This is a genomic window from Comamonas sp. MYb69 (assembly GCF_037479315.1).
In the GTDB taxonomy this organism is placed as follows: domain Bacteria; phylum Pseudomonadota; class Gammaproteobacteria; order Burkholderiales; family Burkholderiaceae_C; genus Comamonas.
The window spans coordinates 414,583-436,749 of record NZ_JBBGZG010000002.1 but is presented as its reverse complement, the minus strand read 5'-3'; the positions used below and the strand labels follow the sequence as shown (position 1 = coordinate 436,749).

Sequence of the window (22,167 nt, the reverse complement as noted above, 5' to 3'; positions counted from 1 at the left end):
TTTGACAAGAGGTTGAAATGATTGTTCTGAAGGCCACACAAGACAAAGTCATCGCAGTACTGCAGTCGGTCGCCGGTATTGTCGAGCGGCGCCACACTTTGCCGATCCTGGCCAACGTGCTGATCCGCAAGACCGGCAATGCGCTGCAGCTGACCACCAGCGACCTGGAAATCCAGATCCGCACCACGGCCGAGCTGGGTGGTGACATGGGTGACTTCACCACCACCGTGGGCGCCCGCAAGCTGATCGACATCTTGAAGACCATGCCCAGCGACCAGACCGTGAGCCTGGAGACGCAGCAGTCCAAGATGATCCTCAAGGGCGGCAAGAGCCGCTTTACCTTGCAGACCCTGCCTGCGGAAGACTTCCCGCTGGTGCAGGAGGCGCCCTCGTTCGGCCCCGTGTTCAGCGTGCCGCAAAAGGTGCTCAAGGATCTGATGGGCCAGGTCTCGTTCGCGATGGCCGTGCAGGATATCCGTTACTACCTGAACGGCATCCTGTTCGTGGCCGAAGGCAACACGCTGAGCCTGGTGGCCACCGACGGCCACCGCCTGGCCTTTGCCAGTGCTACCCTGGATGTGGAAGTGCCCAAGCAGGAAGTGATTCTGCCGCGCAAGACCGTGCTGGAACTCCAGCGCCTGCTGTCGGACGCCAGCGGCGACAACCAGCCCGTCATCGAGATGCAGTTCGCCAGCAACCAGGCGCGCTTCACCTTTGCCGGCATGGAGTTCGTCACCAAGTTGGTCGAGGGCAAGTTCCCCGACTACAACCGCGTCATCCCGCGCAACCACCCCAACAGCATCACGCTGGGCCGCGCACCACTGCTGGCCAGCATGCAGCGCACGGCCATCATGACCAGCGACAAGTTCAAGGGTGTGCGCCTGACCATCGAGCCCGGCACCTTGCGCATTGCAGCCAACAACGCCGAGCAGGAAGAGGCGGTGGATGAGCTCGATATCGACTACGGCGGCCCGGCCGTTGAAGTCGGCTTCAACGTCACCTACCTGATCGATGTGCTCTCCAACATGGGCCAGGACATGGTGCGCATCGACTTTGCCGACAACAACAACTCGGCGCTGATCACCAACCCGGAAAACGACACCTTCAAGTACGTGGTCATGCCGATGCGCATGTAAGCCACGCAGACGACCCGCGCGCCGGTTTGCAGCAGCAGGCCGGCGCAGCACCGAGATTTATTTGATTCAAAGACATGGCAGGGCGCCGCGCCCGCCAGTGCAGTACCAAGGCAGCTTCATGACCGCAGAAAACCAGCCGGAACAATCCCCCAGCACGCCAGGCCCCGATGCCAGCGGCTATGGCGAAGGCGCCATCCAGATCCTGGAAGGGCTGGAGGCTGTGCGCAAACGCCCGGGCATGTACATCGGCGATACCTCGGACGGCACCGGCCTGCACCACCTGGTGTTCGAAGTGGTGGACAACTCCATCGACGAGGCGCTGGCCGGCTATTGCGACGACATCCTGGTGACCATCCATGCCGACGGCTCGCTGTCGGTGGTGGACAACGGCCGCGGCATTCCCACCGGCGTGAAGATGGACGACAAGCACGAGCCCAAGCGCTCGGCCGCTGAAATCGCGCTGACCGAGCTGCACGCCGGCGGCAAGTTCAACCAGAACAGCTACAAGGTCTCGGGCGGTCTGCACGGCGTGGGCGTGTCCTGCGTGAACGCGCTGTCCATCAAGCTCAAGCTCATCGTGCGCCGCGAAGGCCAGGTGCACCAGATCGACTTCTCGCGCGGCTTTGTGCAAAACCGCCTGATTGAAGTGGTCGAAGGCGTCGAAGTCTCGCCGATGCGCATTGTGGGGGCCACCGAGAAGCGCGGCACCGAAGTGCACTTCCTGCCCGACCAGGAAATCTTCAAGGAAAACTACGAGTTCCGCTACGAGATCCTGGCCAAGCGCCTGCGCGAGCTGTCCTTCCTGAACAATGGCGTGCGCATCCGCCTCAAGGACGAGCGCGACGGCAAGGACGACGACTTCTCCGGCGCCGGCGGCGTGCAGGGCTTTGTCGAGTTCATCAACGGCACCAAGAAAGTGCTGCACCCCACCGTGTTCCACGCCGAAGGCAGCCGCCCGGCCGAGACCTATGGCGGCATTCCTGGCACCGAGATCGGTGTCGAAGTGGCCATGCAGTGGAACGACGGCTACAACGAGCAGGTGCTGTGCTTTACCAACAACATCCCCCAGCGCGATGGCGGCACCCATTTGACCGGCCTGCGTGCGGCGATGACCCGCGTCATCGGCAAGTACATCGCCGACCATGACCTGGCCAAGAAGGCCAAGGTCGAAGTCACCGGCGACGACATGCGCGAAGGCCTGTGCGCGGTGCTCAGCGTCAAGGTGCCCGAGCCCAAGTTCAGCAGCCAGACCAAGGACAAGCTGGTCTCCAGCGAAGTGCGCGCACCGGTTGAGGACATCGTCGGCAAGCTGCTGACCGAGTACCTCGAAGAAAAGCCCAACGACGCCAAGATCATCTGCAACAAGATCGTTGAAGCAGCCCGCGCCCGTGAAGCCGCCCGCAAGGCCCGCGAAATGACGCGCCGCAAAGGCGTGCTTGACGGCATGGGCCTGCCCGGCAAGCTGGCCGACTGCCAGGAAAAAGACCCGGCGCTGTCTGAAATCTACATCGTCGAGGGTGACTCCGCAGGCGGCTCGGCCAAGCAAGGGCGTGACCGCAAGTTCCAGGCCATCCTGCCGCTGCGCGGCAAGATCCTGAACGTGGAAAAAGCCCGCTACGAAAAGCTGCTCTCCAGCAGCGAAATCGTCACCCTGATCACCGCGCTGGGCACCGGCATCGGCAAGGTGAGCGAAGACTCGGGCAAGAGCAGCACCGACGACTACAACCTCGCCAAGCTGCGCTACCACCGCATCATCATCATGACCGATGCGGACGTCGACGGCGCCCACATCCGCACCCTGCTGCTGACCTTCTTCTACCGCCAGATGCCCGATCTGGTCGAAGCCGGCCACATCTACATTGCGCAGCCGCCGCTGTACAAGGTCAAGAACGGCAAGGAAGAGCTGTACCTCAAGGACGGCCCTGCCCTCAACCAGTTCCTGCTGCGCGTGGCGCTGCAAGGCGCGAGCGTTAGCACCGGCGGTGCCAACCCGCGCACCATCGATGGGGAAGAGCTGGGCCGCCTGGCCGGCATGCACCTGGCCGCCGAAACCGTCATCGACCGCCTCTCGTCCTACCTGGACGCCGAAGCGCTGCGCGCCATCGCCGACGGCGTGCAGATTCGCCTCGACACGCTGGACGACGCCATGGTCTGTGCCCCGGTGCTCGAAGCCAAGCTGCGCGAGCTGACCACGACCGGCGTGCCCGCCGAGGTCACCGGCGAGCTGGACCCGCACACCGAAAAGCCGATCCTGCGCATCAGCCGCCACCACCACGGCAACATCAAGAGCTCCATCCTGACGCAGGAGTTTGTCGAAGGCCAGGACTACGCGGCGCTGGCCGCCGAAGCCCAGAACTTCCACGGTCTGCTCGCCGAAGGCGCCAAGGTCACCCGTGGCGAAGGCGAAAAAGCCAAGATGGAAAAAGTGACCGACTTCCGCCAGGCCATGCAGTGGCTCATCAGCGAAGCCGAACGCACCACCGCCCGCCAGCGCTACAAGGGCCTGGGCGAGATGAACCCCGAGCAGCTGTGGGAAACCACGATGGACCCCCAAGTCCGCAGCCTGCTGCAGGTCAAGGTCGGCGACGCCATCGAAGCCGACCGCGTCTTCACGATGCTGATGGGCGACGAGGTCGAGCCACGCCGCGACTTTATCGAGACCAACGCGCTGCGGGCGGGGAATATTGATGTGTGATGGTTGCTGTTGGTAACAGCATCCACTGCAAAAAGAGCGTTGTAGGTTAAAAACTCTGCTCCACAAGCACGCAAGCCGCCTGCGCAAATTGCCCAGGCGGCTTTGTTTTGGCCCCTTCCCAACTGGCAAGGCATCGACAGACCAGGGCTGGTGTCAGCCTGCGTAGCAAGCATTCGCGCGTGCTCAGCCGACAACCCTTCGGAATTTGGGGCCGGGTGAGATACCGCCCATCAAGACGGCTACCCGGATAAGTACTCAGCCATTGGGTTGCGCGTCCAGTGCGCAAAACCATGGCCTGCGCCTACGCAGCTGCGTTGCGCCCACGGTTCTCTCGGTATTGCCGGGGCGTCTGCCCTGTCAGCATTTTGAACTGCCGTGTAAATGCACTGTGGTCGGTGTAGCCGCACTGCAAAGCGATGTCCGTGATTGGCAGCGCGGTGTTCAATAGCCCATGTGCGTGCTCCAAGCGGGCTTTGTGGATCATCTGCCTTGGGGTCAGATGAAAGACGCGCTTGCAGTAGCGCTCCAGTTGGGCAACCGACATACCGGCAATGCCTGTCAGCTCCTTCATGCTCACCGCGTCACTGAAATGCTTGCGAATGTGCTCATCAACAGCAACCAACCGCTGGTAGGCCGGGTGCGACCCGCTGGCTGATGGCAAATCCATCGAAATCCCCATCAAGCCGATGATCTCGTCCTGGCCATTGCGCAGCGGTCTTTTGGACGTCAGGCACCAACCGGGCTCCCGGCTGCTGAAAAGATGCAGCTCCAGTTGATTTTCCAGAATGGCTCCCTGCTTCAGGACACGGGTGTCCTGCTGGGTGTACCCGGGCCCCATTTGTGCGGGAAAAACCTCAGCGCTGGTTTTACCAATCAAGCGTGCCAATTGCTTGAGACCGCAGCGTTGCACCAAGGTGCGGTTGGCCAAAAGATAACGCGCCTGGGTATCTTTGATGAATATCACAGCATTCGGCACCGCATCCAGCACAGGCAAAAACGGCAGCAGGTTTAAAACCATCTGCTCGATATTTTCGGATCGCTGAGAAATAGCCTCACCACCCAGCATGTCGATGATTTTCTGCATGAAGCGCTCTCGTTATCGGTTGCCTGCCATGCAGCGAAATTATGCGCGGTCTATGCTCGCCAGGTCAATGCGTACACGCACCCACAATCCGCCATGGACAAGCTCTACCAGGCCATAGCGCATGTGCGAACATGCCTTTGACTATGCCAATTTCGTCATATTTCAGATGCATAACCATCAAGCACGACCGGGCCATCTCACTGAATAATTCAGCAAACCCTCCATGCATCAATCCTCAGGGTTAATACCAGGTTTTGATTTTAAACAGCCTCTGTCCGCTCGCAATGTCTAAATGCCTTTAGCGCCAAAAGGCATTTGAATATCAAATGATCAAATTCTATTTTCATATGGAGAAGAGTTACTCCGCATGCATTACCCGCCACATGGCGCCTGAAGAAGTCTGTCCAAAACTCCCTGCGCTGGGCTGAATAGGAACCCGGTCGGTTCGGATCCGTCCCGTGGGGGCGAGGATTGTGCAGCGGATCGTTCATTGCAGCTCCATCCGGCGCAAGCACAAATCACAGAAGGAGACACTATGCTGAGAAATGGAAAATTCAAAAAACAGCTGTCGCTCACAGACCTGACCTTCATCGGTTTGGGGGCCATATTCGGCTCGGGCTGGCTGTTCGCTGCCAGCCATGTATCGGCCATCGCCGGCCCTGCGGGGATTTTTTCCTGGCTGCTGGGTGGGTTCGCGGTGCTGCTGCTGGGCATTGTGTATTGCGAGCTGGGCGCAGCGCTTCCACGTGCCGGAGGTGTGGTGCGCTACCCGGTGTATTCGCACGGCCCCTTGCTCGGCTACATGATGGGGTTCATCACCCTGATCGCCTTCTCCAGCCTGGTTGCGATCGAAGTTGTGGCTGCGCGCCAGTACGCGGCAGCCTGGTTCCCCGGCTTGACCCAGGCGGGCTCCAGCAACCCCACCATTGCAGGTTGGCTCACGCAGTTTGGCCTGCTGTGCCTGTTTTTCGCGCTGAACTACCGCAGCGTGAAGACCTTCGCCAAAGCCAACAACCTGGTCAGCGTGTTCAAGTTCATCGTTCCGCTGCTGGTGATCGGCATCCTCTTCACCTTTTTCAAACCGGAGAATTTCCAGGTCCAGGGATTTGCCCCTTTCGGTCTTTCCGGCATCGAGATGGCAGTCTCCGCTGGCGGCATTATCTTTGCCTACCTGGGACTGACGCCCATCATCTCGGTGGCCAGCGAGGTAAGGAACCCGCAGCGCACCATTCCAGTCGCGCTGATCCTCTCGGTATTGCTGTCCACCGCGATTTACGTGCTGCTGCAAGTGGCCTTTCTCGGTAGCCTGCCGACCGAGATGCTGGCCAACGGTTGGGCCGGCATCTCCAAAGAGCTTGCGCTGCCTTATCGTGACATTGCCTTGCTACTGGGTGTGGGCTGGCTGGCTTACCTGGTCGTGGCCGATGCGGTGATCTCCCCCAGTGGCTGCGGCAACATCTACATGAATGCCACGCCGCGCGTTATCTATGGCTGGGCACAGACCGGCACGTTCTTCAAGATCTTCACCCACATCGATGCCAAGTCCGGCATCCCGCGTCCGGCACTTTGGCTGACATTCGCCTTGTCGGTGTTCTGGACCCTGCCATTTCCCTCCTGGGAAGCGCTGATCAATGTGGTGTCCGCAGCGCTGGTGTTGAGCTATGCCGTAGCACCCGTCACCGTGGCCGCGCTGCGCCGCAATGCACCTGGCATGCCTCGTCCATTCCGCGTGCGGTGGATGGGCGTGCTCGGACCCTTGTCCTTCGTCATCGCTGCGCTCATCGTGTACTGGTCGGGCTGGAGCACGGTTTCCTGGCTGCTCGGCCTGCAGATTCTGATGTTCGTGGTGTACGTTTTGTGCGGCCGCTTCGTTCCTACTGCACACCTCAACCTGTACCAGCAGGTGCGCTCATCGGCTTGGCTGATCGGCTTCTACGCCATCACCATCGTGCTCTCCAAGCTGGGCAGCGTGGGCGGTCTGGGCGTACTGCGCCATCCGTTCGACACGCTGGCCGTAGCGGCATGTGCCCTGGGCATTTACCACTGGGGCGCAGCCACCGGCATACCCGCCCATTTGATCCAGCTGGAGGGCGACGACGAAAGCGAGACCGTCGCCGACACCCCCATGAGCGGCCTGCACGCCGCGCCCCAAACCTCCACCTAAAGACCTGCGCAGGTTTTCAAGGAAGCACTCCATGATCCAACTCCACACCATCGACTCCCACACCGGCGGCGAACCCACACGCCTGGTCATGAAGGGGTTTCCCGATTTAGCCGGTACCACCATGGCTGAAAAACGCGATGAACTGCGTGAGAAACACGACCACTGGCGCCGCGCCTGCCTGCTCGAGCCACGCGGCAACGACGTGCTGGTGGGTGCGCTGTACTGCGCTCCGGTATCGCCGGATGCCACCTGTGGCGTGGTCTTTTTCAACAACGCCGGCTATCTTGGCATGTGCGGACACGGCACCATCGGCCTGGTGGCGTCGCTGCACCATCTGGGGCTGATCGAGCCGGGTGAACACAAGATCGACACACCGGTCGGCCCGGTCAGCGCCAGCTTGCACCCTGATGGGTCGGTGACCGTCGGCAATGTGCCTGCCTACCGCTACCGCCACCAGGTTGCGGTAGATGTGCCCGGCCATGGCCGTGTGGTCGGGGATATTGCTTGGGGCGGCAACTGGTTCTATCTGGTGTCCGAGCACGGCCAGGAGCTCAGGCTTGCACATGTTGAAGCCCTGAGCCGCTTCACCTGGGCGGTGCTCCAAGCGCTGGAGGCCGCTGGCATACGGGGTGAAGATGGCGCCCTGATCGACCATGTCGAGCTGTTTGCCGATGACGACCAGGCCAACAGCCGCAACTTCGTCATGTGTCCAGGCAAAGCCTATGACCGCTCCCCCTGCGGCACCGGCACCAGTGCCAAGCTGGCATGCCTCGCGGCCGACGGCAAGCTCGCAGCGGGCGAGCGTTGGGTGCAGGCGAGCATCACGGGCAGCCAGTTTTTCGCCCGCTATGCCCAAGATGGCGAGCGCATCCGCCCCTTCATCACCGGCCGTGCCTTCATGACGGCCGACAGCACCCTGCTGATCGACGAGCAGGACCCTTTCGCATGGGGCATCTGAGAGGTGCAGGGGCGTCCAGACAGCCTCTGGCCACCTCTCCTTTGCTCCCCTTTGAACAGGTTCTTAAACACCACCACAAGGAACGACCATGAGCGACAACATCTTCACCGGCTGCATCCCAGCACTGATGACCCCCTGCACCGCCGAGCGCACGCCAGACTTTTCGGCCCTGGTCGCCAAGGCCCGCGCCTTGGTGGATCTCGGCATGCGTGCTGTCGTCTACTGCGGCTCCATGGGCGATTGGCCGCTGCTCTCCGAACATCAGCGCCAAGAAGGCGTTGCCCGCCTGGTGGCCGCCGGCATCCCGACCATTGTCGGCACCGGCGCGATCAACACCCGCGAAGCCGTCTCTCATGCTGCCCATGCAGCCCAGGTTGGCGCCCATGGGCTGATGGTGATCCCGCGTGTCCTCTCGCGTGGCAGCTCAGCGGCTGCCCAGAAGGCGCACTTCTCAGCCATTCTCAAGGCGGCGCCCCAGCTGCCGGCGGTGATCTACAACAGCCCCTACTATGGCTTTGCCACCCGTGCTGATCTGTTCTTTGAGCTGCGCCACGCGTTCCCGAACCTGATTGGCTTCAAGGAGTTTGGCGGCGCAGCAGACATGCGCTATGCAGCGGAGAACATCACCTCCAAAGAGGAAGACATCACGCTCATGGCCGGTGTCGATACCCAGGTCGTTCATGGCTTTGTGAACTGCAACGCCAGTGGCGCCATCACCGGCATCGGCAATGCCCTGCCACGTGAAGTGCTGCAACTGGTCGCCTTGAGCAAACAGGCGGCGCAGGGAGATGCCAAGGCACGCCGTCTGGCGCGCGAGCTGGAATCCGCACTGGCCGTTCTCTCGTCCTTCGATGAAGGCTGCGACCTTGTGCTCTTTTACAAGCACTTGATGGTGCTCAACGGCGACAAGGAATACACCCTGCACTTCAATGAAAGCGATGTGCTCAGCGAAGCGCAGCGCCGCTATGCCGAGCAACAGTACGCGCTGTTCAAGGCCTGGTATGCCCACTGGTCCGCCGAGCACCGTCTTAGCTAACACCAGCGAGGCTGCCCAAGCGACGTAAAAGCCGGCGGCCGATGCCGCTCCTCCACAGGAAATTGCATGTCAGACTTCTCGCATACAGACTCCGGACCGGACGTTACCGACATTGCCGTGGTGGGCGCGGGCATCATCGGTACCTCATGCGCACTGGCGCTGGCACGGCAAGGCCTGCGCGTGACGGTGATCGACGCCCAGGAACCAGGACACGGCGCGTCATACGGCAATGCTGGCCACCTGGCTACCGAGCAGGTCAGTCCCATCGCTGACCTGTCCATTCTCCTGCGTCTGCCCGCCATGCTCTTCGACCCGATGGGGCCATTGCGACTAGATTGGAAATACCTCCCCCATGCACTGCCCTGGTTCACGCGGCTGCTGCTGAACCTGCGCGCCGCGCCTGTTCAGCGTACGGTTGCAGGCCTGCGCAAGCTCAACGAAGCCAGCCTCAACGCCTGGCAGCGCTTGCTGGCATCCATCGGCTGCGAAGAACTGCTCCAGGTCCGAGGCTCACTGCTGGTCTACGAGCGAAGGCAGTCCCAGACCCCTCTCGAAACACTGCGCAGGCGCTGGATGCAGCAAGGAGTAGAAACCGAGCTGTGGTCAGCGCAGGCGCTTCAGAATGCGGCCCCCCTGCTGAGCGAACACCTGCTGGGAGGGCTTTTTTTCCCGCAGACTGGACACTTCATCGACCCCCATCTGGTGGTCTGCCGCCTGGCCGAGGCTGCCAGGGCCTGCGGCGTGCACTTTGTCCAACAGCAGGTGCGCCACGGCCGCCTGCATGACAAAGGCGCCGTACTCACCACCAGCCAAGGGCAGCTGAACGCCCGGCGCGTGCTGATCGCCTGCGGCGCCCACTCGGCCCCCCTCGTCTCCGAACTGACCGGCAGGCCTGTGCCTTTGGATACCGAACGGGGCTACCACCTGATGCTGCCCCACGAGCAGGGGCGACTGCCGTTTCCGGTGACCTCCCTGGAGCGCAAATTCATCATGACTCCGATGCTGGGAGGACTCAGACTCGCCGGCACCGTCGAATTTGCCGGGCTTCACCGCCCGCCTCGCATGAATCGGGCTTGGCAACTGCAGCGGTTGAGCCAGGGCCTGTTTCGCCAGGATCTGGACGCCCGGGATGCAACCACCTGGATGGGTTTCCGGCCGTCATTGCCCGACTCGCTGCCCGTCATTGATCAAGTGTGTGATGGGCGGGTACTGCTCGCCTTTGGTCACCAGCACCTGGGCCTGACCCAGGCGGCCATCACGGCCGAATGGATCGCCCAACTGGCCGTGCGGCCTGCGACCACCGTTGCCTCACAGACCCTTCCCGATCTTTCGGCTTATCGGCTGGACCGGTTTTCAGGGCCATGGCTGTAGCCTGACTCCATCGTCCAGCTGCCGTGTATGGCCAGCCTCTCGAACCCAAGACGCGTGACCGCTTCCCCATCAAGAGCAACGGGGCTCACATCAGCCGGTTGCCCTGCATTCGACAACGCGTCATTACAGGGCTTACCCACTCCAGTTGGAAGAATTTCTACTTTTGTCTGCAGGGATTGCCGCTCGTCCTCTGCCCAAACAGCTGCACGCCAGGGGCAGGTCACCGACGATGAGGCCCACCAGGTTGGTCAGGCCCAATGGAAAGCCACCCGAATGTGGCTGAGACTAGGATATCTGGCGGCGGCGAATGCTCATGAACCCGACCAGACCCAAGCATGCAGACAGTCCCATGAATGACCACTGGCTCATCGTCGGCACGGCCGTGGGACTTGGGGGCACGGTTGCTGCACAAGTCACGACGACGTTGGTCACATCCGCATTGTTCATGGGACCGGATGGTGCTTGCGTCACGGTACACACTTGCGCAGCAGGCTGAGTGACAACGGTCACTGCATAGCTGTCAGTGCCCAACAGCCCCAAAGGGAAAACAAAGGGCCCAGCAGCCGCCACTTGTATCTGGTCGCCATTGCTGTTGGCCAGTGTGACGCTGCTGCCATTGGCCAGCCCGATGACGGTGCCGCTGACATGGAAGGGATTGGGTGCCCATCCTGCATAGAGGGTGATGTTCTGCGTCACAGGCGTTGCAAAGCTATACAGCTGCATGAGGCCCGGATCTTGGAACCACCCCGTGAAGCTATAGCCAGCCCGCGTGGGCGCCAAAGGGTCTGTGGCGAGATCATCGGGAAAGACCGATTGGGGTGCAACGGCAGATCCCCCATTGCTGACGAAATCCACAGTCAGCAAGCAAGATTGACCCGTGTCTTCGAGTTGAATATTCGTGACCACGGGAGAAGCACCGTTGCCTGCAGTTCCTGCCTCGTACAAGCGCATCGAGAGCGAGGCGCTCTTGGCGCAAACCGTGGCCGAAATGGAGCGCGCAACATTGTCATTAGGGATCGCAAGCGTAGCGGTGGCAGGTCCGAAATCCAGTCCTAGCGCAGTGTCACCAGCAGAGTCATCATGCCAGGCGTCCGCGGTCACGCGGTATACCTGGCCCACCGTCAACCCGGCAACGGTGCGGTACATCTCGCCTTTGGGACGGTTCGCTCCCAGGACAGTGTCAAAAAACGCTTCGTTGAGCCAGACCGCTTTGGCAGCGCCACCTGGAAAAACCGTGGCTCCGTTGGGGGTCACCAGATAGGATGCGCCATCAAATGTCCAAGTGTCGGCACATGTCGCTTGTCCGTACTCCGTCGCTGGCGACGCATAAGGGTAGAACATGTTCACAAAGCCTATCCCCGTCGTCACCGGGGATGCATAGTTCTGGCCCGACGTGCAGGATTGCAATTGGTCTAAGAAGACAAGCGATTGCGCTTTGGCTTGCTGGACGGAGGCGATGACTGCAAACAACAAAACTGAAAGCAGCTGCCGCAATGGACGAGAAATGTGGTGTCGCATAGTATTTTCTACCTCATTTTTATGCAGATAACGGGGTCACCCAAACTCACACGGCGCGTTCCATGCGCCTAGATTTCACATCACTGTGGAACATTGGGTCTTCTTCCATGCATGCTCCAATTTAGATCATGCATCGATTCAGTTGCCTATCGCCGATCAACAGATGACGTTCCATCACTGGATACGCCCAGCATGGCCGGGCGTTTCGCATAGCTAGAGCCGTGCTATGCCAGTCAATGCACACGCCTCTTGACATTAACAGCCGCAAAGCCCAACAGCAGGAGCGCCATCAGCACCAGCATGGCGTTGCCGAGGCCGGGCACGGCCTTGACGGAGCCGCCCACATCGCCCGTCGTCGCCTTCAACGGCGTGGTAACGACAATGCTCACCACGCCATTGGCAATGGTCACTGCAGGATTGTTCTGGTAGCTCGATGCCTCCCAGGTGAATCCGCCAGGAGCTGCCGGCATGGGGCCTGTCGCAGTCGCCGTGCAGCTGGCAGCCGCGGGCAGGCTGCTGATGACAGCGGGCACGCTGGTGCCATGGGTCACGGTGATCGCCAAGGAGAAGCTGCCATCGGCGCCGCAGTTCAGCGAAAAATTGAATACCCCATTGACCTGCGCAATCCCATCGGCCGGGCCGGTAAACAACTGGCTCAGATCCAGGCTGCCGGTCTGGCGCTGCAGGGCATTGGTCACGCTGACGGCCACTGGTGCCGATGCCAGCGTTGCGGTGGGGCTGGGGCTGATGACGGGCGTGCCGGTCCAGAGGTAGCCTGCGGGCGCAGCAGGTGGCGCGTTCTCTGTCACCGTGCAGGCATCACCGTCGTAGAAGCTCAAAGCAGCACTGCTGGCGCTGCTGCTGCCAGCGGCAACGGTGGCAGACCAGTTTTGCGGCGCTTGTGCGCCACAGGTGACGGTGCCGCTGAAGGTGAGCGGAGCGGGCAGGCCACTGGGCGACAGACCCGTGATGGTTTTGCTGACCGTCACCGCTGCGCTGGTGTTGAAGATCTGGAGATTGACCGAGCTGCTGTTGGACGAGGTCACCGGATCCACGACACCAGAAGGTGCGGCGGCATAGGCCACGTTGGGATAGGTTCCGGGGATGTTTCCAGCGGTACCTACGATGGTGAATCGCACTTGGCCGCCATTCCCAATCGCCGCAATGCTGCTGCTGACGGTGCGCGTAGCAGCGTCATAGTTGACGGGGCCGCAGGTGCCCGGCGCCACTTCAACCGCACAGCTTGCGCTGGCGTAGACAAAGCCATTGGGCAGCGGATCGGAAAACGCCACGTTGCTGACATCGGCAGGACCGGCGTTCACCACGCTGACGGTGTAGGTCACCGTCTCTCCGGCCTGGACGGTGACTGGCGCTACCGTCTTGTTGGTGGAGATATCCGCGCATACAAACGGCTGCTCCACCAGGATTTCGTCATTGGATCGCTCGGGGTCGGTGACGCCGACCGGTGCAGAGACCCGAAAGTTATTCTGAATGGTCCCGTTGGCAGAGGTGCAAGCGCTCGTCATGTTGGCCACCATCGTGTAGGTGATGGTGACGGCACCGCCTGATGGCAAGCTGGGCACGGTGGTCTGGAACAGATAGCCCGCGCTACCGACCTGGCCGCTGTAGTTCTGGAAAACGCCGTTGTCGGGACAAACCGCGCCATTGGTCGCCGTGCAGCCGGCAAAGCTATAGGCGGCATTGAGCTGGACGCCCGCACCGTAGGCATAGGGGAAATCCAACATGGACGCCCCATCGGCCGCTGCCGGGCCGTTGTTCGTCAAGGTCATCGTGTAGGTGACTGGCTGGCCAGCGACAAAGATATCGGTACTTTGCGTTTTGGTCGCGACCAGGTCAGCCTGTGGGCAATCCGCTGTGGCATCGACGGTTTGTTCCACTTCGGCGCGATTGTTGGATGCATTGGAGTCCGTGACACCCGGTGGCAGTCCCCGTGTCTGAAACACATTCTGCAAAGGCCCGGAGGGCAAGCCGCATCGCAAGGGCGCATCCGCCACCATCGTGTAGGTGATGGTGATCGTGCCTCCTGATGGCAAGGCCGGTACCGACGTATTGAACAAATAGCCCGCGCTTCCCACCAGGCCCGAGTAATTCTGGAATGCGCCAGCGTCCGGACAGACGGCGCCATTGGCCGCCACACAGCTCCCAAAGCTGTAAACCGCATTCACGTTGGCGGCAGCCGTGCCGCCGTAGCCGTAAGGGAAATCCTCGATCAAGACGCCATCCGCAGCGGTGGGGCCGTTGTTGGTCAGCGTCATGACGTAGGTCACCGGCTGGCCAGGGACAAAATCGTCAGCGCTTTGGGTTTTGGTCACTTCCAGGTCCGCCTCCGGACAGGCGGCCGTCGCAGCTACTGCCTGCTCCACTTCCGCGCGGTTATTGGTCGGATCGGGGTCGATGACGCTGGCGGGCATGCCTCGGGTCTGGAACACGTTTTGCAGTGCGCCTGCCGTCAAGCCGCACATCGATGGCGCTGTCGCGACCATCGTGTAGGTGATGGTGAAGGCACCGCCCGATGGCAAACGGGGAACCGCGGTATTGAACAAATAGCCTGCGCTTCCTACCTGACCGCTGTAGTTCTGAAATGCACCGGTGTCCGGGCACACGGCACCGTTCACTGCGCTGCAACCGCCAAACGTGTAACTGGCATTCACGCGGGCCGCAGAGCTGCCGCTGTTTCCGTAGGGGAAGTCCTCCATCATCGTGCCATCCGCTGCCGCAGGGCCGTTGTTGGTCAGCGTCATGACATAGGTCACCGTCTGGCCAGAGACAAAACTCTGAGCGCTCTGCGATTTGCTGACCACCAGATCGGCACCATAGTTCATCGCCGTGCTCACCGAACTCGTATTGGACTCGGGCATGGGATCGGTGACGCCCGCAGGAGGGCTCACCGTCGATGTATTGGTGAGCGAGCTCGGCCCTGAGACTGCAAAATTCCCCAAGATCTCAATCGTCACCTTCCCCAGTGCGGGAAACGTGGGCAGGACGCCGGAGACCGCGCTGTTGTCCGCCACGATGCTGGCAGGGCACGACGCCCCATTCGTGGCGGCAACACAGGAGGCCGAAACATTCACCACGCCGGGCGGCAGGGTGTCCAAAAAGCTGGCGTTGTTGGCCGCATTGGGCCCATTGTTGTCCAGCACCAGCGTGTAGCTGAATGCACCACCGCCGGCTGCCGTGGCCGGCCCTGACTTCACGATCTGCAGGTCGGCGGTCTGGCCCCAGGCAATCACGGAAATGGGCAGCAACGCAAGGATCGCCCCCAGCTTTCGCAGAAGGCTGCTGAAGTAGTTGTTTGTCATATCTGGATATCCCGTTGGATCTTTCTGAGCCCGCCAGCCGCTCCAAGCCGGATGCGTTCGGGTGTGCATTTACCAAAAAAATGAGCTATTTGGCAAATGTATACACGGCCGTAGATATCTGCAAATAATGTTAACAAATGTTTATTTGCTCTACAAAACGACTCCATTGCAGGGCGATCCTGGAATGCAGGCCGCGCCCGGTGCGGGCGATGCCGTCTTGGTTCTTGGCAAGGGATAGATCCAGAACAGGGCAACCTGGGCACAGGGCTTAGGCGCGACAATTAGAATGATTCTTATTTTCGTCACTAGCCCCCTGCCTGCAGGGACTGCCGCCGGCCCTCCGCCCCCTCCATGCTTGAGCGCTTCTACCGCGAACTGCTGAACTTTCTCCACCGCCAGGTGGGCGACCGCGATGCGGCGGCGGACCTGGCGCAGGAGAGCTATGCACGGGTGCTGGCAGCACAGCGCTCGGGGCCGCCGGTGATGGATGGTCGGGCGCTGCTGTACCGCACCGCGCGCAACCTGGTGATTGACCAGCACCGCCGTGACGCGCTGCGGCGCCATGACAGCCTGGACGAGGTGGCGGCATCCGATGAGCCGCCCGCGCCCCAGCATCTGCAACCCGAGGAGGCCCTGGTGCGACAGCAGACCGTGCATGGCTATGTGCAGGTGATCGAGAGCCTGCCGCCGCGCTGCCGCGAGGCCTTTGTGCTGCATGTCATCGATGGCCTGCCGCAGGCCGAGATCGCAGCGCGCATGGGCATATCGGTTAGCATGGTTGAGAAGCATGTGGTGCGCGGCACCCTGGCCTGCAAACGGCATGGGCAGGGGCCTGGCGCTTAGTGTGCACCGCTTCAATCGTCTCCTCCTCACCGCCCCTCTCGCTCCGTTCCCTCCCGATTTTTCTGCGCATGTCCAGCACCTCTTCATCCTTTAACCACCGCCCGGGTGACTTGCCCGAAGGGATGGCTGCGGACGAGGCCAACGATGTGGACGCGCTGGAGCACGAGGCCGCAACCTGGGCGGTGCGCTGCAACGCCGGGCTGGATGCGCAGGGCCAGGCGGCCTTGCAGGCCTGGCTGGCGGCTGACCCGCGCCATGGGCCCGCGCTGGATGCAATGCGCGCCAGCATCGCGGGCGTGCAAAGCCTGCCAGCCCGCGACCTGGCCCGGCTGCGCGCCGGCCTGCCTCAGCGTGATACGCAGACCTCTACTCCGCGCCCCCGCTTTTGGCAAGCTTGGCTGCGCCCCGTGCTGCCCTATGCCGCCACGGCGCTGGTGGCAGCGGCCGTTGTGGGCGCAGGCTGGTTTGGCTGGTGGGTACAACCCAGCTTTGAGCAAAACTATGCCTCGCAGCGCGGCCAGCAGCTGATGGTCACCTTGCCCGACGATGCGGCCTCCGGCAGCACCGTGCAGCTCGATACCGACACGCACCTGACCGCACGGCTCTACCGCAACCGGCGCGAGGTGGCGCTGGCCGATGGACAGGCGATGTTCTCCGTGCATGCCGACGCCAGCAGGCCCTTCCAGGTGCTGGCCGGTGATCTGCGCATCACCGTGGTGGGCACGCGCTTTTCGGTACGCCATACGGCGCAGGGCATGGGCGCGGGCCACACCCAGGTGGCGGTGGAAGAAGGCCGGGTGAAGGTGGAGCGGCTGCAGCGCGATGCGGACCAGACCGACAAGGCGCCGGCCATGGTGCTGCTGACGGCCGGCCAGATGCTGGAAGACAGCAACGCGCAAGACGCGGGCCTGGGCACCATCACCGAGGTGGCGCCCGCCGCTGTGGCCCAGTGGCGCAGCGGTCGGCTGAGCTTTAACCGCACGCCCCTGGCCCAGGCCTTGGCCGAGTTTGAGCGCTATGGCCCCACTGGCCTCGTGGTGCGCGACCCGGCCGTCGCCGCCCTGCCGGTGGGCGGCAGCTATGGTTTGAACCAGCACCAGCGCTTTGCGGAATTTTTGCCGCACCTGCTGCCGGTGCGCCTGGTCAAACGCGATGGCCTGACGGAAATCGTCGCCCGCTAAACGTCACGGACCAGGCCCTGGTTCCTTCGTTGCCAACCCTTGCCGTACTTCCGTAATGTCTGAGCCTTTGGGCGTCGTCTCATCCACCAAGCTTCGGTTTGCCGGGCCGTGTGAGCGCCTCAAAAATTATTCAAAATTTTTTTCCTCGGGACCTGCGGATTCCTGGCGCAGCTGCGTCTACAGGGGGGTGGCGGCGCTGTGCGCAGCGCAACAGCCGTATCCCTTTACCGCTCCAGGAGTCCCTTGCATGCTGCGCACCGCGCCCCTTTTTCGCTCTCGCCCCACGCCCCTTGCCATGGCCGCCGCACTGGCGCTGGGTATCGCCGCTGTCCAGCCGCTGACGGCGCATGCGCAAACGGCAGCATCGTCGCAGGAGGGAGCCCGCAGCTTCGCGATTGCAGCGCAGCCGCTGGCCCAGGCGCTCAATGAGCTGGCACGCCAGGGCGATCTGCAGCTGGGCTTTCCGGCCGGGCTGGTCGCTGGCAAGACAGCACCTGCCGTATCGGGCCAGCTGACGCCGCAGCAGGCGCTGGACCGTCTGCTGGCCGGCAGCGGCCTGCAGGGCGCGGTCAAAGACCGTGCGGTGCTGGTGCGGCCTGCACCCCCTGCGCCATCGGGCGATCCAGCAGGCACGGTGGTGCTGCCCACCGTCTCGGTCACGGCAGCAGCCATCGAAGCCCTGCCCGGCCCCTATGCCGGCGGCCAGGTCGCGCGCGGCGGCAAGGTCGGGTTGCTGGGCAACCGCGATGTGATGGACACGCCCTTCAGCACCACCCAGTACACCGCCAAGCTGGTGGACGACCAGCAGGCGCAGACCATTGGCGATGTGCTGGTCAACGACCCCTCGGTGCGCAACACCTACGGGCGCAATGCGGGCCGCGAAGAGTTCAACATCCGGGGCTTTACCGTCTTCAACTACGACGTGTCATACAACGGCCTGTATGGCCTGTCACCGCGCAATGCGGCCTCGCTGATCGGCGTGGAGCGGGTAGAGGTGCTGCGTGGCCCCAGCGCGTTGCTCAACGGCATGGCGCCCGCTGGCTCGGTGGGCGGCGGCATCAACCTGGTGCCCAAGCGTGCCGGCGCCACGCCGCTCAATCGCGTGACGGCCTCGTACGCGCAAGACAGCCAGTTTGGCGTGCATGCCGACTTTGGCCGCCGCTTTGGTGCCGACCAGGAATGGGGCGTGCGCCTCAACGTCGCCAAACGCTCGGGCGATACGCCCATCCATGGCGCCAGCGAGCGTGTCGATGCCTTGGCCCTGGGCCTGGACTACCAGGGCGAGCGGGTGCGGCTGGAGGCCGACATTAACTACCAAAAGCGCGTCACCCATGGCCGCAGCAGCCTGCTGTTCCCACCGTCGGAAGGCACGCCGATTGCCGCAGCGCCCGACAACAAGACCAATTTCCAGCCATCCTGGAGCTACTGGGATGCCAAGGAGCGCGCCGCCATCGTGCGCGGCGAGGTGGACATCAGCCCCAACCTGACGGCCTACGGCGCGCTGGGTGCGATGGGCTATGACTTTGACAGCCTGCAAACCACCTCGCAACTGCAGGATGCGCAAGGCACGCTGATGGCCCGGCCCTACCGCCTGAAGGAAGCCGTGAACACCCGCACTGCCGAGGTGGGCCTGAAAGGCAAGCTGCAGACCGGCAGCCTGGGCCACGAATGGGTGCTGAGCACCAGCGGCTATGCGCAAGACAATGGCCTGCTGCGCCAGAATGGCACGGTCTACGCGTCGAGCATCTACAACCCTGCCGACATTGCCAAGCCCTCGATCAGCATCGGCTCCAACCTGCCCCGCACCGGCGAGACGCGCATGACCAGCGTGGCGCTGGCCGACACCCTCTCCACGGCCGACAAGCGCTGGCAGCTGACCCTGGGCGCGCGCCACCAGGAGGTGCGCACCCGCACCTTCAACGGCACATCGGGCGCGGAAACGGCGCGCTACGACAAGTCGGCGATCACGCCGATGGCGGCGCTGCTGTTCAAACCCACACCAGGCATATCGCTGTACGGCAACTACATCGAGGGCCTGTCCCAGGGCTCGACCGCGCCCGAAGGCACGGCCAATGCCGGCGAGATCTTCCCGCCCGCCAAATCCAGGCAGCTGGAGCTGGGTGCCAAGTTCGACACCGGCAACTTTGTCACCACGGCCAGCCTGTTCCAGATCAGCCGGCCCAGCAGCTTGCTCGATGCCTCGACCACGCCCTCGACCTTCCGCATGGATGGCGAGCAGCGCAACCGGGGTCTGGAGATCGTCACCCAAGGGGAAGTGCGCCGGGGCCTGCGCCTGCTGACCGGCGTGGCCTTTACCCAGGGCAAGCTGACCAAGACCGAGGATGGCCTCAATGATGGCCGCACGGCCCCTGCCACCCCCAAGGTGCAGATCAATATCGGCGGCGAATGGGACACTGCCTGGGTGCCCGGCCTGACCCTGACCGCGCGCGCACTGCACACCAGCAGCCAGTATGTGGATGTGGCCAACAGCCAGCAACTGCCCTCCTGGAATCGCTTTGACCTGGGCGCGCGCTACCGCTTCACGGCCGGCAACACGCCGGTCACCCTGCGCCTGACGGTGGAGAACCTGCTGAACAAGAACTACTGGCAGTCTGCCGCACGTGAAGGCCTGACCATGGGCGCGCCGCGCACCGTGCTGCTGTCGGCATCGACGGAGTTCTGATTGCGCACTGACCAGGCGGCGCGGGCTGCCCAGCCGCGCAGGCCTGCGACGGGCTGGACCGTGGCATCGCGCCTGCTCGCCGGCAGCCTGGGCGGCTATGCGCTGGCCCAGCTGCTGCCCGTGGCCCTGGTCGCCAGCCTGGCCCCGGCACTGCCGCGTACCGATGCGGTGCTGGTGGCGATGCAGCTGAGCTTTGTCGTGTATGCCGCTGCGCTGATGGCGGCCTTTGCCGCCCGCAGCGCAGGCCGCGCCTGGGTGGGCATGCTGCTGGCCAGCTTGGGCAGTGCGCTCATCGCCTGGGTGGCGCTGTGAGCCCATCGCATCCCCCCAAGCGCCCACATCGCCCGCTGCGCCCGGCGATGGCGGGCCTGCATACCTGGGCCGGTGTGCTGTTGGGCTGGCTGCTGTACTTTATGTTTGTCACCGGCACTGCCGGCTATCTGGATACCGAGATCGACCGCTGGATGCGCCCCGAGCTGCCCCCAGCGCAGTACCCGCTGCCACCGGCGCTCCAGGCCGCACATGCGCTGGCCTATCTGCAGACCCATGCGCCCGGTGCCCGCAGCTGGTCCATCCAGCTGCCGGTGGACCGCAACGAGCCCTATCTACGCGTCGATTGGTCGCCCGCCGGCGCCGCACAACCGCAAGCCATGTGGCTGGATGCACAGACCGGCGCACCCATCGCCGTGCGTGATACGGCGGGCGGCCAGGCGCTCTACCAACTGCACTGGCGTCTGCACTACCTGCCCCCGGCGCTGACGGAGTGGCTGGTCGCCATCGCATCCATGGTGCTGCTGCTGGCGCTGTTGACCGGCATCGTCGCGCACCGGCGCTTTTTTGCCGATTTCTTCACCCTGCGGCTGGGCAAGGGCCAGCGCTCCTGGCTGGATGCGCACAACCTGGCCAGCGTGGCCAGCCTGCCGTTCCAGCTGATGATCAGCTACTCGGGCCTCGTCTTTGTGATGTTCTCCTTCATGCCGCTGATCGCCAGCGCCTGGTACGGCCAGGCACCAGGCGCTGCGGTGCGCAGCTTTTATGGCGAGCTGTTCCCGCCAATGGCCACTGCCCCGGCCTCCGGCCAGGCCGCGCCGCTGACCGCCATCGCCCCGCTGCTGGCCCAAGCCCAGGCCCAGTGGCAGGGCGCGCCCGTGGCCGTGCTCACGGTGCAACACCCGGGCGATGCCAACTCCCGCATCAGCGCCATCGGCAACTTTGCCGCAGGCCCCGTGCGCGAGGCCGGCATCCTCATCTTTGATGGTGTCAGCGGCGCCTTGCTGGCCGAGCGCCCTGCGCGGCAATCGGCGCCGCGCGCCGCCCGCGACCTGTGGCTGGGCCTGCACGAAGGCCTGTTTGCAGGCGCAGTGCTGCGCGCGCTGTACCTGCTGTCGGGCCTGCTGGGCTGCGTGATGATTGCCACCGGCATGGTGCTCTGGTCCGCCAGGCGCAGCGCACGCCAGCCGAGCGTGGGCCATGCACTCGTCAGCCGGCTCAACCCTGCGGCCATTTTGGGCCTGCCCGTGGCCATTGCGGCCTACCTCTGGGCCAACCGGCTGTTGCCCATCGGCATGGAGGCGCGCGCGCAATGGGAGCTGCATGCGCTGTTTGCCACCTGGCTTGTGAGCTTTGTCTGGGCGGCCTGCACCGCACCTGCCAAAGCCTGGCGCTGGCTGGCCTGGTGTGCAGCGCTGGGCTTTGGCCTGCTGCCTGTGCTGAATGCCGCTACCAGCCATCGGAACCTGCTGCAGTCAACGCAAACGGGCGATGCGGTGATGGCCGGTATGGACCTGGGCTTTATCGCCTTGGGCCTGGCATTTGCAGCAGGCGCCCTGGCCATGCAACACCGCCAAAAGGTTCGCCGCTGATGCTGGTACTGTCTGCGCTGTGCATGCTGCTAGGCTTGGCCGCGCTGGCCTTGGCGATGGACCGGCATGCGATGCATCTGCCTTTAGCGTGGTCAGGGCGCCGTGCACGGCGTGGGTTGCAGGTGCTGGGCGCAACGGCCTTGCTCGCTTCGCTGATTGGCACCCTAGCGGTGATGGACAGTGGTCTGGCCTGGATCACCTGGCTGGGCTTGCTCGCGCCCGCCACACTGTGCATTGCGGTGGGTATGAGCTGGGTCGGTCGCGGCCAGGGGCGCGGGCGATAGGCGCCCCAGCCATCCAAAGCAGCGTGCACCAA

General features: G+C 63.2%; 14 protein-coding genes and 1 pseudogene. 12 read left to right on the top strand and 3 right to left on the bottom strand.

The annotated features are described in order from the left end of the window. The first annotated feature begins 17 nt into the window (after positions 1-17). Together dnaN and gyrB are read left to right on the top strand one after the other, a co-directional pair. Positions 18-1,136 (top strand): DNA polymerase III subunit beta, encoded by a 1,119-nt coding sequence (gene dnaN, locus WH303_RS04015; RefSeq protein WP_116925466.1) that lies wholly within the window; start codon positions 18-20, stop codon positions 1,134-1,136. A 118-nt stretch (positions 1,137-1,254) separates the two neighbouring features. After that, complete coding sequence (gene gyrB / locus WH303_RS04010; protein WP_339517094.1) at positions 1,255-3,831, top strand: DNA topoisomerase (ATP-hydrolyzing) subunit B; 2,577 nt, start codon at positions 1,255-1,257, stop codon at positions 3,829-3,831. Positions 3,832-4,132: 301 nt separating this feature from the next. On the opposite strand, the gene WH303_RS04005 is transcribed toward gyrB, so the two are convergent. After that, positions 4,133-4,915 carry an AraC family transcriptional regulator gene (locus tag WH303_RS04005; RefSeq protein WP_339517093.1) on the bottom strand — a complete coding sequence of 261 codons (783 nt, stop codon included), beginning with the start codon at positions 4,913-4,915 and terminating at the stop codon, positions 4,133-4,135. 535 nt (positions 4,916-5,450) lie between these two features. On the opposite strand from WH303_RS04005, the pseudogene WH303_RS04000 reads away from it, so the two are divergent. The 4 genes and pseudogenes from WH303_RS04000 to WH303_RS03985 form a co-directional block, all read left to right on the top strand. Then, a pseudogene (locus WH303_RS04000) lies at positions 5,451-7,013 on the top strand (APC family permease); the annotation flags it as partial. A gap of 97 nt (positions 7,014-7,110) precedes the next feature. Beyond that, positions 7,111-8,037 (top strand): 4-hydroxyproline epimerase, encoded by a 927-nt coding sequence (locus WH303_RS03995; protein WP_339517092.1) that lies wholly within the window; start codon positions 7,111-7,113, stop codon positions 8,035-8,037. Between the two features lie 88 nt (positions 8,038-8,125). Next, a complete protein-coding gene (locus WH303_RS03990) occupies positions 8,126-9,073 on the top strand; it encodes a dihydrodipicolinate synthase family protein (protein ID WP_339517091.1) in 948 nt (315 codons plus the stop codon). Between the two features lie 66 nt (positions 9,074-9,139). After that, on the top strand, positions 9,140-10,444 hold the full coding sequence (locus WH303_RS03985; RefSeq protein WP_339517090.1) for an NAD(P)/FAD-dependent oxidoreductase: 1,305 nt from the start codon (positions 9,140-9,142) through the stop codon (positions 10,442-10,444). A gap of 285 nt (positions 10,445-10,729) precedes the next feature. On the opposite strand, the gene WH303_RS03980 is transcribed toward WH303_RS03985, so the two are convergent. Both WH303_RS03980 and WH303_RS03975 read right to left on the bottom strand, forming a co-directional pair. Next, the gene (locus WH303_RS03980) at positions 10,730-11,962 is read right to left on the bottom strand and encodes an IPTL-CTERM sorting domain-containing protein (RefSeq protein WP_339517089.1); all 1,233 of its coding nucleotides are present in this window, start codon (positions 11,960-11,962) and stop codon (positions 10,730-10,732) included. A 233-nt stretch (positions 11,963-12,195) separates the two neighbouring features. Then, complete coding sequence (locus tag WH303_RS03975; RefSeq protein ID WP_339517088.1) at positions 12,196-15,282, bottom strand: DUF5979 domain-containing protein; 3,087 nt, start codon at positions 15,280-15,282, stop codon at positions 12,196-12,198. A 351-nt stretch (positions 15,283-15,633) separates the two neighbouring features. On the opposite strand from WH303_RS03975, the gene WH303_RS03970 reads away from it, so the two are divergent. The 6 genes from WH303_RS03970 to WH303_RS03945 all read left to right on the top strand — a co-directional run bounded on the left by WH303_RS03970 (position 15,634) and on the right by WH303_RS03945 (position 22,135). After that, on the top strand, positions 15,634-16,125 hold the full coding sequence (locus tag WH303_RS03970; protein ID WP_339517087.1) for a sigma-70 family RNA polymerase sigma factor: 492 nt from the start codon (positions 15,634-15,636) through the stop codon (positions 16,123-16,125). A 68-nt stretch (positions 16,126-16,193) separates the two neighbouring features. Then, positions 16,194-17,306 carry a FecR family protein gene (locus WH303_RS03965; protein WP_339517086.1) on the top strand — a complete coding sequence of 371 codons (1,113 nt, stop codon included), beginning with the start codon at positions 16,194-16,196 and terminating at the stop codon, positions 17,304-17,306. Between the two features lie 295 nt (positions 17,307-17,601). Next, positions 17,602-19,989: a TonB-dependent receptor gene (locus WH303_RS03960; protein ID WP_339517085.1), complete on the top strand. Its 2,388-nt coding sequence runs from the start codon at positions 17,602-17,604 to the stop codon at positions 19,987-19,989. After that, positions 19,990-20,301, top strand: coding sequence for a DUF3649 domain-containing protein (locus WH303_RS03955; RefSeq protein WP_339517084.1), 312 nt, complete (start codon positions 19,990-19,992; stop codon positions 20,299-20,301). It abuts the gene before it with no gap. Beyond that, complete coding sequence (locus WH303_RS03950) at positions 20,298-21,851, top strand: PepSY-associated TM helix domain-containing protein (RefSeq protein WP_339517083.1); 1,554 nt, start codon at positions 20,298-20,300, stop codon at positions 21,849-21,851. Before WH303_RS03955 ends, WH303_RS03950 begins: the two co-directional genes overlap by 4 nt. Next, positions 21,851-22,135: a DUF3325 family protein gene (locus tag WH303_RS03945; protein WP_339517082.1), complete on the top strand. Its 285-nt coding sequence runs from the start codon at positions 21,851-21,853 to the stop codon at positions 22,133-22,135. Before WH303_RS03950 ends, WH303_RS03945 begins: the two co-directional genes overlap by 1 nt. Positions 22,136-22,167 lie beyond the last annotated feature (32 nt).

Bases quoted from the DNA above. Each gene is read 5' to 3' on its own strand.
- dnaN (WP_116925466.1), top strand. From the start codon at position 18: ATGATTGTTCTGAAGGCCACACAAGACAAAGTCATCGCAGTACTGCAG.
- gyrB (WP_339517094.1), top strand. From the start codon at position 1,255: ATGACCGCAGAAAACCAGCCGGAACAATCCCCCAGCACGCCAGGCCCC.
- WH303_RS04005 (WP_339517093.1), bottom strand. From the start codon at position 4,915: ATGCAGAAAATCATCGACATGCTGGGTGGTGAGGCTATTTCTCAGCGA.
- WH303_RS03995 (WP_339517092.1), top strand. From the start codon at position 7,111: ATGATCCAACTCCACACCATCGACTCCCACACCGGCGGCGAACCCACA.
- WH303_RS03990 (WP_339517091.1), top strand. From the start codon at position 8,126: ATGAGCGACAACATCTTCACCGGCTGCATCCCAGCACTGATGACCCCC.
- WH303_RS03985 (WP_339517090.1), top strand. From the start codon at position 9,140: ATGTCAGACTTCTCGCATACAGACTCCGGACCGGACGTTACCGACATT.
- WH303_RS03980 (WP_339517089.1), bottom strand. From the start codon at position 11,962: ATGCGACACCACATTTCTCGTCCATTGCGGCAGCTGCTTTCAGTTTTG.
- WH303_RS03975 (WP_339517088.1), bottom strand. From the start codon at position 15,282: ATGACAAACAACTACTTCAGCAGCCTTCTGCGAAAGCTGGGGGCGATC.
- WH303_RS03970 (WP_339517087.1), top strand. From the start codon at position 15,634: ATGCTTGAGCGCTTCTACCGCGAACTGCTGAACTTTCTCCACCGCCAG.
- WH303_RS03965 (WP_339517086.1), top strand. From the start codon at position 16,194: ATGTCCAGCACCTCTTCATCCTTTAACCACCGCCCGGGTGACTTGCCC.
- WH303_RS03960 (WP_339517085.1), top strand. From the start codon at position 17,602: ATGGCCGCCGCACTGGCGCTGGGTATCGCCGCTGTCCAGCCGCTGACG.
- WH303_RS03945 (WP_339517082.1), top strand. From the start codon at position 21,851: ATGCTGGTACTGTCTGCGCTGTGCATGCTGCTAGGCTTGGCCGCGCTG.